This window comes from Pseudomonas sp. SWRI51 (assembly GCF_014268825.1).
In the GTDB taxonomy this organism is placed as follows: Bacteria; Pseudomonadota; Gammaproteobacteria; order Pseudomonadales; family Pseudomonadaceae; genus Aquipseudomonas; species Aquipseudomonas farsensis.
In genome coordinates, this window is the sequence record NZ_JABWRG010000043.1 from 23,044 (window position 1) to 37,808 (window position 14,765).

Annotated in this window: 12 protein-coding genes; all 12 read left to right on the plus strand. The window is 64.2% G+C overall.

The genetic code is table 11. The features are described from left to right. Positions 1–66: 66 nt before the first annotated feature. The 12 genes from HU720_RS14160 (at position 67) to HU720_RS14215 (ending at position 14,593) form a co-directional block, all read left to right on the plus strand. Positions 67–921 carry an NAD(P)H-hydrate dehydratase gene (locus HU720_RS14160; protein WP_186520557.1) on the plus strand — a complete coding sequence of 285 codons (855 nt, stop codon included), beginning with the start codon at positions 67–69 and terminating at the stop codon, positions 919–921. Continuing rightward, a complete protein-coding gene (tsaE, locus tag HU720_RS14165) occupies positions 909–1,382 on the plus strand; it encodes a tRNA (adenosine(37)-N6)-threonylcarbamoyltransferase complex ATPase subunit type 1 TsaE (protein WP_186520558.1) in 474 nt (157 codons plus the stop codon). The genes HU720_RS14160 and tsaE overlap by 13 nt, the downstream gene beginning before the upstream one ends. Before the next feature lie 12 nt (positions 1,383–1,394). Continuing rightward, positions 1,395–2,825, plus strand: coding sequence for an N-acetylmuramoyl-L-alanine amidase (locus HU720_RS14170; RefSeq protein ID WP_186520559.1), 1,431 nt, complete (start codon positions 1,395–1,397; stop codon positions 2,823–2,825). After that, positions 2,822–4,726 (plus strand): DNA mismatch repair endonuclease MutL, encoded by a 1,905-nt coding sequence (gene mutL, locus HU720_RS14175; RefSeq protein ID WP_186520560.1) that lies wholly within the window; start codon positions 2,822–2,824, stop codon positions 4,724–4,726. Before HU720_RS14170 ends, mutL begins: the two co-directional genes overlap by 4 nt. A 1-nt stretch (position 4,727) precedes the next feature. Then, complete coding sequence (gene miaA / locus HU720_RS14180) at positions 4,728–5,699, plus strand: tRNA (adenosine(37)-N6)-dimethylallyltransferase MiaA (protein WP_186520561.1); 972 nt, start codon at positions 4,728–4,730, stop codon at positions 5,697–5,699. A gap of 93 nt (positions 5,700–5,792) precedes the next feature. Then, on the plus strand, positions 5,793–6,053 hold the full coding sequence (gene hfq, locus HU720_RS14185; RefSeq protein ID WP_023629894.1) for an RNA chaperone Hfq: 261 nt from the start codon (positions 5,793–5,795) through the stop codon (positions 6,051–6,053). Between the two features lie 15 nt (positions 6,054–6,068). Next, positions 6,069–7,370, plus strand: coding sequence for a ribosome rescue GTPase HflX (gene hflX / locus HU720_RS14190; protein ID WP_186520562.1), 1,302 nt, complete (start codon positions 6,069–6,071; stop codon positions 7,368–7,370). 96 nt (positions 7,371–7,466) lie between these two features. Beyond that, positions 7,467–8,657 (plus strand): FtsH protease activity modulator HflK, encoded by a 1,191-nt coding sequence (gene hflK, locus HU720_RS14195; protein WP_186520563.1) that lies wholly within the window; start codon positions 7,467–7,469, stop codon positions 8,655–8,657. Further along, positions 8,657–9,526, plus strand: coding sequence for a protease modulator HflC (gene hflC / locus HU720_RS14200; RefSeq protein ID WP_186520564.1), 870 nt, complete (start codon positions 8,657–8,659; stop codon positions 9,524–9,526). Before hflK ends, hflC begins: the two co-directional genes overlap by 1 nt. Before the next feature lie 290 nt (positions 9,527–9,816). Beyond that, a complete protein-coding gene (locus HU720_RS14205; protein WP_186520565.1) occupies positions 9,817–11,004 on the plus strand; it encodes an ATP phosphoribosyltransferase regulatory subunit in 1,188 nt (395 codons plus the stop codon). Between the two features lie 54 nt (positions 11,005–11,058). After that, positions 11,059–12,351 (plus strand): adenylosuccinate synthase, encoded by a 1,293-nt coding sequence (locus HU720_RS14210; RefSeq protein ID WP_186520566.1) that lies wholly within the window; start codon positions 11,059–11,061, stop codon positions 12,349–12,351. Between the two features lie 307 nt (positions 12,352–12,658). Continuing rightward, on the plus strand, positions 12,659–14,593 hold the full coding sequence (locus HU720_RS14215) for a methyl-accepting chemotaxis protein (RefSeq protein WP_186520567.1): 1,935 nt from the start codon (positions 12,659–12,661) through the stop codon (positions 14,591–14,593). Positions 14,594–14,765 lie beyond the last annotated feature (172 nt).

The window sequence follows — 14,765 nt, forward strand, 5'->3', positions numbered from 1 at the left end:
TGGAAGGGGCAAGCATTACAGGGAGAGGTGCGTATAATTCTGCCAGACATCGGAGCCTTTGACCCCATGCCTCAGACCAAACACCTGGCCAATGCGCCGCAAGCCCTCGATCGCCTGGCCTTGGCGGGCCTTGCGCCGCGCCCGTTGGATGCCCACAAAGGCGATTTTGGCCATGTGCTGGTGGTCGGCGGCGACCTGGGCACGGGCGGGGCGGTGATGCTCAGTGCGCAGGCGGCGCTGCGCTGTGGCGCCGGGCTGGTCAGCGTGGCTACGCGGCCCGAGCATGTGGGCGCGGGCCTGGCCGGGCTGCCTGAAACCATGTGGCTTGGCGTCAGTTCGGCCAACCAGTTGCTGGGCGTGCTGGCGCAGGCCAGCGTCGTAGTGGTCGGGCCCGGCCTTGGCCAGGCGGCATGGGGGCGCAGCCTGCTGTCGGCCGTGGCCGGTGCGCACGTTGCGCAGGTGTGGGATGCCGATGCGCTCAACCTGCTGGCCGGCGCCCCGCTAAGCGTGCCTGGCGGCAGCGTGCTGACCCCGCATCCGGGTGAGGCTGCGCGCCTGCTGGGCATCTCTACCGAGGCCGTGCAGGCTGACCGCCCGGGCGCTGCGCGCAAACTGGCACGGCGTTACGCAAGTGTCTGTGTGCTCAAGGGGGCAGGCACGCTGATAGCAGGCCCCGATGGGCGCCTGGCGCTGTGCGAGCGTGGCCACCCGGCGATGGCAGGTGCCGGGCTGGGCGATGTGCTGACAGGCGTGCTGGCCGCGTTGCTGGCCCAAGGCCTGCAAGCGTGGCAGGCGGCGTGCCTTGGCGTCTGGCTGCATGCCCGCGCCGGCGAGCGCCTGGGGCGCGGGGGAAGAGGGCTGGCCGCCAGCGATCTGGTACCGGTCATAAGAGAGTTACTTGAGGAGCATTGTGCGTGTTGACCCTGTTTCTGGCCGACGAATCGGCCACTGAAGTGTTTGGCGCCCAGCTCGCCCAGGTGACTGGCGGGCATGGCGTGATTTTTCTCGAAGGTGACCTGGGCGCGGGCAAGACCACGCTGTCGCGCGGTCTGATCCGCGGGCTGGGCCATGCCGGGCCGGTCAAGAGCCCGACCTTCACCGTGGTTGAACCTTATGAGATTGGCGACATCCGAGCCTTTCACTTCGACCTGTATCGCCTGGTCGATCCGGAAGAACTCGAGTACCTGGGTATTCGCGATTACTTCGAAGGCGACGCCTTGTGCCTGTTCGAGTGGCCAGATAAAGGTGCGGGCGTTTTGCCAAAGCCTGACCTGACCATTACCATAAGCCCGCAAGCGGGCGGACGCTCGTTGCACCTTGCGCCACAAGGCGCGCGCGGCGAGGCATGGTGTGCCGTCCTGGCCAAAGAATTCTTAAAGTAAGTGGGGAAAGGTATGCGCATACGCGCACTGGTCGCTGTCGTTGGATTGCTGCTGACAACGGTGGCCGTGGAGGCTCTGGCCGTCACTCAAGTCAAGAGCGTGCGCCTGTGGCGCGCGCCGGACAACACGCGGCTGGTCTTCGACCTGTCCGGGCCTGTGCAGCACAGCGTCTTCACCCTGTCCGCGCCTGATCGGCTGGTCATCGACATCAATGGTGCCACCTTGGGCGGGCCATTGAACGTTGCCACCTCGAACACGCCGATCACCAGCGTGCGTTCTGCCCAGCGCACCCCCACCGACCTGCGCGTGGTGGTCGACCTGAAAAAGTCGGTCACCCCGAAAAGCTTCACCCTGGCGCCCAACGCCCAGTATGGCAACCGCCTGGTGGTCGACCTGTACGACCAGGAAGCCGATGCCATCGCTGCCAGCAACCCGACGCCTACGCCGCCGCCACAAACCCCGGCCACTACCCCGGCGGTGCCCGTTACCCCGGCACAGCCGGCTATCAAGCTGCCGCCAGTGCCTTCGGGCAAGCGTGACATCGTGGTGGCCATCGACGCCGGCCACGGCGGTGAAGACCCGGGCGCCTCGGGTTCGCGTGGCCAGCACGAAAAAGACATCGTGTTGCAGATCGCCAAGGAGCTGCAGCGCCAGATCAACGCCGAGAAAGGCTTCCGGGCCGAGCTGACCCGCACCGGCGACTACTTCATCCCGCTGCGCAAGCGCACCGAGATCGCCCGCAAGAAGGGCGCCGACCTGTTCGTGTCGATCCACGCCGATGCTGCGCCGTCCAAGGCCGCCTTTGGCGCCTCGGTGTTCGCGCTTTCAGACCGTGGCGCCACCTCCGAAACCGCGCGCTGGCTGGCCGATACCGAAAACCGTTCCGACCTGATCGGCGGTGCTGGCAACGTCAGCCTCGATGACAAGGACCGCATGCTCGCCGGCGTGCTGCTCGACCTGTCGATGACCGCTACCCTCAGTTCCAGCCTCAATGTCGGGCAGAAGGTGCTGGGCAACATGGGCCGGGTCACGCCGCTGCACAAGCAACGCGTCGAACAGGCCGGGTTCATGGTGCTGAAGTCGCCGGATATCCCGTCGATCCTGGTCGAAACCGGGTTTATCTCCAACGCCAACGAAGCCGCCAAACTGGCCACGGCCAGCCACCAGCAAGCCCTGGCGCGCTCGATCCACACCGGCGTGCGGCAGTTCTTCCAGCAGAACCCGCCGCCAGGCACCTACATTGCCTGGCTGCGCGACAGCGGCAAGATCGCCCAGGGCCCGCGTGACCATACCGTGCGCTCCGGCGAGACCCTGGCGATGATTGCCGTGCGCTATCAGGTGAGCGTTGCCAGCCTGCGCGCCAGCAATAACCTCAAGACCGACGAACTGAAAATCGGCCAGCACCTGGATATCCCGGCTACCACCCTGGCGTCGCAACAATGAGTGGTGGCTCGCGCATCCAGCTGCTCAGCCCGCGGCTGGCCAACCAGATTGCCGCCGGCGAAGTCGTCGAGCGGCCGGCGTCGGTGGCCAAGGAACTGCTGGAAAACAGCCTCGACTCCGGTGCCCGGCGCATCGAGGTCGAGGTCGAGCAGGGCGGCGTGAAGCTGCTGCGGGTACGTGACAACGGCAGCGGTATCTCCGCTGATGACCTGCCACTGGCCCTGGCCCGCCATGCCACCAGCAAGATCCGCGAACTTGAAGACCTCGAAGGCGTGCTCAGCCTCGGTTTTCGCGGGGAGGCGCTGGCCTCGATCAGCTCGGTGGCGCGCCTGACCATGACCTCGCGCACTGCCGACGCCACCGAGGCCTGGCAGGTCGAAACCGAGGGCCGCGACATGGTCCCGCGCGTGCAGCCCGCCGCGCACCCGGTCGGCACGTCGGTGGAAGTGCGCGACCTGTTCTTCAATACCCCGGCCCGGCGCAAGTTCCTCAAGGCCGAGAAGACCGAATTCGATCACCTGCAGGAAGTCATCCGGCGCCTGGCGCTGGCGCGATTCGATGTGGGCTTTCACCTGCGCCATAACGGCAAGACCATCTTCAGCCTGCACGAAGCCGGTGACGAGATGGCCCGCGCGCGGCGCGTCGGCACCATCTGCGGCCCCGGCTTCCTGGAGCAGGCGCTGCCCATTGATGTCGAGCGCAATGGCTTGCGCCTGTGGGGCTGGGTTGGGTTGCCGACCTTCTCGCGCAGCCAGGCCGACCTGCAGTACTTCTTCGTCAATGGCCGCGCCGTGCGCGACAAACTGGTCGCCCATGCGGTGCGCCAGGCTTATCGCGACGTGCTGTTCAATGGCCGGCACCCGACCTTCGTGCTGTTTCTTGAACTCGACCCCACAGGCGTCGACGTCAACGTGCACCCGACCAAGCATGAAGTGCGCTTCCGTGAAGGGCGCTCGGTGCACGACTTTCTGTATGGCACCTTGCACCGCGCCCTCGCTGATGTGCGCCCCGAAGACCAGTTGGCGGCACCCGCTGCAACCACCGAGATGCTCCGCCCCAGTGGCCAGCAGGCCGGTGAATTCGGGCCCCAGGGCGAGATGCGCCTGGCCTCGCCGGTGCTGGAGCAGCCCCAGGGCGAGCCGCGTCAGCCGTTCCCCTCTTCGGGTGCCGGCGCCGGCTACCAGTATCAATACACGCCGCGCCCGGCACAGCCGCTGAACAGCGGTGAAAGCCAGGCGGTGTATCGCGAGTTCTACGCCCCGCTGGCCAACGGCACTGCCGCCCCCGCGTCAGCATTGCCGGACAGCCAGGGCGACATTCCGCCGCTGGGCTACGCGCTGGCGCAGCTCAAGGGTATCTACATACTGGCTGAAAACGCCGTCGGCCTGGTGCTGGTGGACATGCACGCCGCCCACGAGCGCATCATGTACGAGCGCTTGAAGGTGGCCATGGCCAGCGAGGGCCTTAGCGGTCAGCCGCTGCTGGTACCCGAAACGTTGGCCCTGAGCCAGCGCGAAGCAGATTGCGCCGAAGAGCACGCGCAGTGGTTCCAGCGCCTGGGCTTCGAGCTGCAGCGCCTTGGCCCGGAAACCCTGGCCATCCGGCAGATCCCGGCCTTGCTCAAGCAGGCCGAGGCCAACCGCCTGGTGATGGATGTGCTGGCCGACCTCATGGAGTACGGCACCAGCGACCGCATTCAGGCGCACCTGAACGAACTGCTGGGCACCATGGCCTGCCACGGCGCGGTGCGTGCCAACCGGCGCCTGGCCATCCCCGAGATGAACGCGCTGCTGCGCGACATGGAAAACACCGAGCGTAGCGGCCAGTGCAACCATGGCCGGCCGACCTGGACCCAGATGGGCCTGGACGATCTCGACAAGCTGTTCCTGCGGGGGCGATGACATGAGCAGCCTGCCTCCGGCGATTTTCCTCATGGGCCCGACCGCAGCCGGCAAGACCGACCTTGCCATCGAGCTGACCAAGGTGCTGCCGTGCGAGCTGATCAGCGTCGACTCGGCGCTGGTCTACCGCGACATGGACATCGGTACGGCAAAACCGTCCAAGGACATTCTCGCCGCCTATCCGCACCGCCTGGTCGACATCATCGACCCGGCTGAAAGCTATTCGGCCAAGCAGTTCTGCACCGATGCGCTGGCGGCCATGGCCGAAATCACCGCGCGCGGCAAGATTCCGCTGCTGGTCGGCGGCACCATGCTGTATTACAAGGCGTTGCTCGAAGGCCTGGCCGACATGCCGCCGGCCGACCCCGAAGTGCGTGCCTCGCTTGAGGCCCAGGCCCGTGCCCTGGGGCTTGGCGAGCTGCACCGGCAGTTGGCCGAGGTCGACCCCGAGTCGGCGGCACGCATCCATCCGAATGACCCGCAGCGGCTGATTCGCGCACTTGAGGTGTACCGGGTCAGCGGCCTGAGCATGACCGCGCACCGCCAGCGTCAATTGGCGCAAAGTAGCGGCGCAGACGCAGGCGCGAACGGGCATTTGCCCTATACTGTGGCCAGTCTCGCCATCGCTCCTGCAGATCGTCACGTTCTGCATGAGCGAATTGCGCTACGATTTTCGCAGATGCTGGAACAGGGCTTTGTCGACGAGGTCCGATCGTTGCGGGCCAGAAGTGACTTGCACGTGGGGCTGCCGTCTATACGGGCAGTGGGGTATCGGCAGGTCTGGGAGTATCTCGACGGCGCGCTGGATGAGAATGAGATGCGCGAACGCGGTATCATTGCCACGCGTCAGCTGGCCAAGCGGCAGTTTACCTGGCTGCGTGGCTGGTCCGATGTGCATTGGCTCGATAGCCTGGCCTGCGACAATCTGTCCCGCACCTTGAAATACCTGGGAAGCGTCTCCATATTGAGCTGAGTCCCTGCTCATCGCCGTCCAGTCTTTCGACGGGCGGTGTGAATCACTGAATTCATTACTTTTTTATTATTGATCCTTACAGGAGTGCGGCACATGTCAAAAGGGCATTCGCTACAAGACCCTTACTTGAACACCTTGAGAAAAGAAAAGGTCCCGGTTTCGATCTATCTGGTAAACGGCATCAAGCTGCAGGGCCAGATCGAATCGTTCGACCAGTTCGTTGTGCTGCTGAAGAACACTGTCAGCCAGATGGTCTACAAGCACGCGATTTCCACTGTCGTGCCTGCCCGTCCTGTACGTCTGCCTAGCCCGACTGATGGCGAGCACGGCGACAGCGAGCCAGGTAACGCTTGAAAGTAGGAGCCTGCATTGTTCTTTGAGCGCCACGGTGGTGGTGAGCGGGCGTTGCTCGTTCACTTGGAAGGTCAGAACCCTGAGGCGCGCGAAGACCCGCAGGAGTTTCAGGAGCTGGCGTTGTCGGCCGGAGCCGATATCGTCTCGCTGTTGACAGTGACGCGGCATCAGCCCTCCGCCAAGTTTCTGATCGGTAGCGGCAAGGTCGAAGAGCTACGCGACCTGGTCAAAACCGCTGAAGCCGACCTTGTGATTTTCAATCACACCCTCACGCCCAGCCAGGAACGCAACCTCGAGCGCGTCTTCGAGTGTCGCGTGCTGGATCGCACCGGGCTGATCCTCGATATCTTCGCCCAGCGGGCGCGTACTCACGAAGGCAAGCTGCAGGTCGAACTGGCCCAGCTTGAGCACATGAGCACGCGGCTGGTACGCGGCTGGACCCACCTTGAGCGGCAAAAAGGGGGTATTGGCCTGCGCGGCCCGGGTGAAACCCAGCTCGAAACCGACCGCCGCCTGTTGCGGGTGCGTCTGCGCCAGATCAAAGGGCGCCTGGAGAAGGTGCGCAGCCAGCGCGAGCAGGCTCGCCGTGGGCGCAAGCGCGCCGACATCCCTTCGGTATCGCTGGTCGGCTACACCAACGCCGGCAAGTCGACGCTGTTCAACGCGCTGACGCATTCCGATGTGTACGCCGCCGACCAGCTGTTCGCCACCCTCGACCCCACGCTGCGCCGGCTTGAACTGGCGGACCTTGGGCCGATCGTGCTGGCCGATACCGTGGGCTTCATCCGCCACCTGCCGCACAAGCTGGTCGAGGCATTTCGGGCTACGCTCGAAGAATCGAGCAACTCCGACCTTCTGCTGCACGTCATCGACGCCCATGAGCCTGAGCGCATGGAGCAGATCGAACAGGTGCTGGCGGTGTTGGGCGAGATCGGTGCTGAAGGCTTGCCGATCCTTGAGGTGTATAACAAACTCGACCTGCTTGAAGGCGTCGAGCCGCAGATTCAGCGCGATGCCGACGGCAAGCCGCAGCGGGTCTGGGTGTCGGCCCGTGATGGGCGCGGCCTGGAGCTGGTGGGGCAGGCGGTTGCCGAACTGCTGGGCAATGATCTGTTTGTCGCCACCCTGTGTCTTGAGCAGCGTTTTGCCCGCTTGCGCGCGCAATTCTTTGCCTTGGGGGCGGTGCAGAGCGAAGAGCACGATGAAGAAGGGCGCAGCCTGCTGAGCGTGCGACTGCCCAGGGTGGAACTCAACCGCCTGGTCAGCCGCGAAGGCATGGAGCCGCAAGTGTTTGTCGAGCAACACACTTTGCAATAAATGCTCGTCGAGGTCGCCGGGCAGCTGTGACAGGCATTCTGTAGCATTGGACGGCGCGCCGTGGGCGCGTCTTTGCTTTATCAGATGGAGAGCGCTATGGCTTGGAATGAGCCGGGTGGCAACTCGAACAATCAGGATCCCTGGGGCGGTCGTCGCGGTGGCGGCGGCGGCGGTGGCGATAAAAAAGGCCCACCGGATCTGGACGAGGCCTTCCGCAAACTGCAGGACAGCCTCAATGGCATGTTCGGCAGCGGCAAAAAAAGAGGCGGTGGCGGCGGCGACCGCAACATCGGCAAGGGTGGCGGCTACGGCCTGCTGGGCATCGGCCTGGCGGTACTGGCGGCTATCTGGCTGTACAACGCCGTGTACGTGGTAGACGAGCAGGAGCAGGCCGTCGTGCTGCGCTTCGGCAAGTACCACGAAACCGTCGGTCCCGGCCTGAATATCTATTTCCCGCCGATCGATCGCAAGTTCATGGAAAACGTGACCCGCGAGCGTGCCTACACCAAGCAGGGCCAGATGCTCACCGAAGACGAGAACATCGTCGAAGTGCCGCTGACCGTGCAGTACCGCATCAGCAACCTGCAGGACTTCGTGCTTAACGTCGACCAGCCGGAAGTCAGCTTGCAGCATGCCACCGACAGCGCCCTGCGCCACGTGGTGGGTTCCACCTCGATGGACCAGGTGCTGACCGAAGGTCGTGAGCAAATGGCCGTGGATATCCGCGAGCGTCTGCAGCGTTTCCTCGACACCTACCGTACCGGTATCACCGTTACCCAGGTGAACGTACAGAGCGCGGCAGCCCCGCGTGAAGTGCAGGAAGCCTTCGATGACGTGATCCGTGCCCGTGAAGACGAGCAGCGTGCCCGCAACCAGGCCGAGTCCTACGCCAACGGCGTGGTCCCCGAGGCCCGTGGTCAGGCGCAGCGCATCATCGAGGACGCCAATGGCTACCGCGATGAAGTCATCGCCCGCGCCAAAGGTGAAGCCGACCGCTTCAGCAAGCTGTACAGCGAGTACCGCAAGGCGCCGGACGTGACCCGTCAGCGTCTGTACCTTGAGACCATGCAGGAGGTTTACAGCAACTCCAGCAAAGTCATGGTGGCAACCAAGGACGGGCAGAACAACCTGCTCTACCTGCCGCTCGACAAAATGGTTGAAGCCGGCCGCAACGCTGCAGCCCCGGCCGCGAGCACCGCGCCGTCGGCCAACAATGACGCCGCTGCGCGCGCTGCTGCCCAGGAACTGCAACAACAACCGCCGCTGCGTTCGAGGGAGAGCCGCTGATGAGCAATAAATCGCTGTTCGCCCTGATTGGCGCCGTGGTGCTGGGTATCGCTGCCTGGAACTGCTTCTACATCGTTTCGCAAACCGAACGCGCGGTACTGCTGCAGTTCGGTCGCGTGGTCAAGGCCGATGTCCAGCCTGGCCTGCATGTGAAGGTTCCGTATGTGAACCAGGTGCGCAAGTTCGACGCCCGCCTGATGACCCTCGACGCGCCGACTCAACGGTTCCTGACCCTTGAGAAAAAAGCCGTGATGGTCGACGCCTACGCCAAGTGGCGGGTCAAGGATGCCGAGCGTTTCTACACCGCTACTTCCGGCATGAAGCAGATCGCCGACGAGCGTCTGTCGCGTCGTCTGGAAAGCGGCCTGCGTGACCAGTTCGGCAAGCGCACCCTGCACGAAGTCGTGTCGGGTGAGCGTGACGCGCTGATGGCTGACATCACGGCTTCGCTCAACCGCATGGCCAGCAAAGAGCTGGGCATCGAGGTTGTCGATGTGCGGGTCAAGGCCATCGACCTGCCCAAGGAAGTCAACCGCAGCGTGTTCGACCGTATGAGCACCGAGCGTGAGCGTGAAGCCCGCGAGCACCGTGCCAAAGGTAACGAGCTGGCTGAAGGTATCCGTGCCGACGCCGACCGTCAGCGCCGTGTGCTGCTGGCCGAAGCGTATCGTGAAGCAGAAGAAACCCGTGGTGATGGCGACGCCGAGGCGGCCTCCATCTATGCCAAGGCCTACACCCAGGACGCTGACTTCTATGCGTTCTACCGTAGCCTGCAGGCCTACCGCGAGAGCTTCTCGAACAAGAGCGACGTGCTGATCCTGGACCCGAAGAACGAGTTCTTCCGGTACCTGGACAAGAGCAAGCCCTGATGTTGCTCGCATGACGGGTGCCCCGCCTGGCAGCTAAAACGCCAGGCGGGGTGCATCCTGAATGAAAAGGGGTGTATGATGCGGCAGCCGGGAAATTCCCGGCTTTTTTGCGTCTGCAAGGTCAATTGGGCAGCGCCCAATCGCGGATCCTGGCAGTGCGCAAGGCTATTCGAGGGTATTGGCTACGGTGGTTGCGCTGGGATCAGTGCTGCCCGTTGTAGTGGCCAGTGCCTGCTTTACTCACGGCTCGCCATGGTGCAGGCCGCCCGGACCAGAGGGGAAATGGCGTAATGGCAACGGTAGACCGCTGGCTACTGCCAGATGGCATCGAGGAAGTACTGCCACCTGAGGCGGCGCGTATCGAGATCGCGCGGCGTCAGGTGTTGGACCTGTTCCAGAGTTGGGGTTACGAACTGGTCGTCACTCCGCATATCGAGTACCTGGAATCGCTGCTCACCGGCGCCGGCCAGGACCTGGATCAGCGCACCTTCAAGGTGGTAGACCCGCAGTCCGGCCGCCTGATGGGCTTTCGTGCCGACTTCACCCCGCAGGTAGCGCGTATCGATGCCCATACCCTGCGTCATGAAGGCCCGAGCCGCCTGTGCTACGCCGGCAGCGTACTGCACGCAGAACCGCGTGCCCTGTCCACCTCGCGCAGCCCTATCCAGCTGGGCGCCGAGTTGTATGGCGACGCCAGCCCAAGCAGCGATGTCGAAGTCATCAGCCTGATGCTGACCACGCTGCAGCTCACCGATGTGGCAGATGTGCACATGGACCTTGGCCATGTCGGTATCTACCGCGGCCTGGCCCGTGCCGCCGGCCTTTCGGGGGCGGTCGAGCAGCAGCTGTTCGACGCCCTGCAGCGCAAGGCCGTCGATGAAGTGCAGGCACTGACCGCCGACCTGCCAAAAGACACCGGCAACATGCTGCGCGCCCTGTGCGAGCTGTGCGGTGGCCGTGAAGTGCTGGCCGAGGCCCGTGTGCGCCTGGGCCGTGCCCCGGCCAGCGTGCTGGCTGCACTGGACGACCTGCTGGCCATTGCCGATCGCCTGGCGGCGCGCTACCCGCAGCTGCCGCTGTACTTCGACCTCGGCGAGCTGCGCGGCTACAACTACCACACCGGCGTGGTATTCGCGGTGTTCGTGCCTGGGGTCGGTTCGTCGATTGCCCAGGGCGGTCGCTACGACGACATCGGCGCTGACTTTGGCCGGGCGCGCCCGGCGACTGGTTTCTCAACAGATTTGAAGACCCTGGTCACACTGGGGCGAGCAGAGGTCGTGTTGCCGGCCGGTGGCATCTGGATGCCCGATAGCAGCGATACGGCCCTCTGGCAGCAGGTCTGCCAGTTGCGCAACGAGGGCCAGCGTGTGGTCCAGGCTCTGCCTGGCCAGCCGCTGAGTGCTGCCTTCGAGGCGGATTGTGATCGTCAATTGATTCAGCAAGAAGGGCGCTGGCAGGTACTGCCGCTGACCCATTGATTCTTCGCCGGCAATGGGCCGGCAACCAAGTTTGCGCGAATGAGGACAAGTTTTATGGGTAAGAATGTCGTCGTCCTTGGCACCCAGTGGGGTGATGAAGGCAAAGGCAAGATCGTCGATCTGCTGACCGAACATGCTGCCGCCGTAGTGCGTTACCAAGGCGGTCACAACGCTGGCCACACTCTGGTGATCAACGGTGAGAAGACCGTGCTGCACCTGATCCCGTCCGGCATCCTGCGCGAAGGCGTGCAGTGCCTGATCGGCAACGGCGTCGTCGTTGCGCCCGATGCCTTGATGCGTGAAATCACCAAACTCGAAGAAAAAGGCGTACCGGTACGTGAGCGCCTGCGCATCAGCCCGGCTGCTCCGCTGATCCTGTCGTATCACGTGGCCCTCGACCAGGCCCGTGAAAAAGCCCGTGGCGAAGCCAAGATCGGCACCACTGGCCGCGGCATCGGCCCAGCCTACGAAGACAAAGTCGCGCGTCGCGGCCTGCGCATCGGCGACCTGTTCCACCGCGAGCGTTTCGCGGCCAAGCTCGGTGAGCTGCTGGACTACCACAACTTCCAGCTGGTCAATTACTACAAAGAGCCGGCCATCGACTTCCAGCAGACCCTGGACGAGTGCATGGCGTACGCCGAGCAGCTCAAGCCGATGATGCTCGATGTCACCGCCGAGCTGCACAACCTGCGCCGCGCCGGCAAGGACATCATGTTCGAAGGTGCCCAAGGCTCGCTGCTGGACATCGACCACGGGACCTACCCGTACGTCACCAGCTCCAACACCACGGCTGGCGGCATCTCCACCGGTTCCGGCGTTGGCCCGATGTACCTGGACTACATCCTCGGCATCACCAAGGCCTACACCACCCGTGTCGGTTCCGGCCCGTTCCCGACCGAGCTGTTCGATGACACCGGCGCCACGCTTGCCAAGCGCGGCCACGAGTTCGGTTCGACCACTGGCCGTGCCCGTCGTTGCGGCTGGTTCGATGCCGTGATCCTGCGTCGCGCCATCGACGTCAACAGCATCTCGGGCATCTGCCTGACCAAGCTGGACGTGCTGGACGGCCTGGAAACCATCAACATCTGTGTTGGCTACAAGAACGAGAACGGCGCTGTCATCGACGCACCGTCCGACGCCGACAGCTACATTGGCCTTGAGCCGGTGTACGAAGAGATGCCGGGCTGGAGCGAGTCGACCCTGGGCGCCAAGACCCTGGAAGAGCTGCCACAGGCTGCGCGCGATTACATCAAGCGCATCGAGGAGCTGGTTGGCGCGCCGATCGACATCATCTCCACCGGCCCGGACCGCAACGAGACCATCGTGCTGCGTCACCCGTTCGCCTGATCCGCGTTCTGCGTTGATCCAACGCCGCGTCCCGCAAGGGGCGCGGCGTTTTTCGTTTTCAATGCAGCATGTTCTGTGTAGGAGCGGCCTTGTGCCGCGAAAGGGGTGCGAAGCGCCCCCGGAATTCTTCGTTCAGGCATAACATACCGTGGTCGCTTTGCGACCCTTCGCGACGCAAGGCCGCTCCTACCCTGGTCGCATTCCAGCTATTGGCCGATATACCTGCTGTTTCAGGCACAACCCTTGCTGTAAGAATAGTCTGCGGATGCCATCAAAGTAATGGCTCCAGAAACACGAGGGATTACACGTGTCTGCCATCCTTTCATTGTTACGAAGCCGCCTGTTGCGGCCTGTGTTTGTTGCGCTTGGTATCGCTCTTTTGGTGCAAGTGCTGGTTGCAGTCGCCCTGACTCGGAGCACGGTCACGGCGCTTGAAGCGGATCTTGATCAGCGTTTGGGTAACGATACCCGGCAATTGGCCACGGAGCTTGAGCAGGCCGGCAAGGATGTTCGCGCCGGCCTCGACAGCCTCTCGGCAAGTACTCGCCAGCGCTTGAGCGCAGGCCTTTCCGAGCGGCTGCATGACGAACAGCTGCAATTGCGCGCCACCCTTGAACAAACCCTCAAGGAGTCGGCCAACGACATGGCCGAGCTGCTTGCCTCGGTGGCGCCTCGGGCGATCTGGGACAACGACGTGCCCATGCTTTCGGACTTCGCCCGCCGCGCCCAGCGCAACCCCAATGTGTTGTTCGTGATCTACAACGACGCCGAGGGCCAGCACCTGACCCGCTACCTCAACCGGCAAAACCCGATAAACGAAGCGTTGATGGCCAAAGGGCAGGGCGAGCGTGCGCTGGACAAAGTCATCGACGCGGCGCGCAACGACCCGTCGGTGTACTTCGTCGAAGCACCGATCAGCCCCAATGGCGTCGAAATCGGCAAGGTGCTGATGGGCGTGTCTACGGCAAGCGTCGACCAGCAGCTCAAGGCGCTTGACCAGCGCTTCACTGCGCTGATCGCCAGCGGCGAGCAACTGGTTGGCGACAGCCTGGTGGCGGCTGCCGCCGACAGCGGCAAGGCTCTGCGTGCACGCCTGGAGACGGCGCAGAACAGCGCCACGGCGATGCAGGCCAACACCGCGCAAACCGTCCGCGATGCCGCTGGCGAGCTGCGCTGGCGCATCGGGCTGGGCCTGGTGCTGGTGGGCCTTGGCGTGCTGCTGGTGGTGGCCGTGGTGCTGGGCCGGCGCGTGCTGAGCAAGCTGCGGCTGCTGATTACTGCGCTCAATGACCTGGCGGCGGGCGAGGGTGACCTGACCAAGCGGGTGACGCTGGACAGCCGTGACGAGATCGGCGACATGGCTTCGGCCGTGAACCGCTTCGTCGACAAGCTGCAGCCCATCGTGCGCGAGGCCGGTGAAGTGGCCCAGCGCACCGGCGTCGAGATCGGCAGCATGGCCCAGCGCAACGCCGGTGCCGATGCCGCCGCAGCCCTGCAGCGTGACGAAGTGGCGGCCAGCCTGCGTGATCTGTCGAGCATGGCCGATGAGGCCCAGGCTGAAAGCCATGCCATGCAGGCGGCGTTGCAGCAGGTTGTGGATATCCGCCAGGCCACCGATGAAAACAGCGTGGCGTCGACGCAATTGGCGCGGCTGATCGAAAACCTGGCCGGCGAGGTGCAATCGGGCTCGCAGGTGATCGAGCGCTTGGCCAAGCAGAGCGAGCAGATCGAAGTGGTGCTGACGGTGATCCACGGTATTGCCGAGCAGACCAACCTGTTGGCGCTCAACGCGGCCATCGAAGCGGCCCGTGCCGGCGAGACTGGGCGAGGGTTTGCGGTGGTGGCCGACGAAGTGCGCGCGCTAGCCAGCAAGACACAAAGCTCCACCGGCGATATCCAGTCGCACATCACCGCGCTGCAACAAGGGGCCAAGGAGGCGGTGGCGACCATCGGCCAGGCCGGGCGCCAGGCCAGCGAAGGGTTGCTGGTGCTGCGTGACAACGAGCGCCGGCAGCAGTCGGTGCAGGCCGCGGTGGAGCAGGTGCATGCGGCCATTGGCCTGGCCACCCGCGCGGCCGAGCAGCAGGCGCATGGCGCGCAGGCGGTGCGGGGCCGGGTGGAGAATATCCATGCCCAGGCTGAGCGTTCGGCTGAAGTGGTGATGCAGACCACTGCCAGCAGCAAGGTGCTGGATGACCTGGCTGCGCAGTTGCGGGCGAGCCTGGGGCAGTTCAGGGCGTAAAAACGGGGCTGGGAGTGCTGGCCTCATCGCAGGCTAGCGCCAGCTCCCACGCAGGCCGTGCTCAACCGCAACATTGCTGGTTGGACCCTATCCTGTGGAAAATGATAGAGAGCCGTGGCGAGCGGGCTTGTCCCGCGTTGGGCTGCGCAGCAGCCCTGAAAACCCAAGGGGC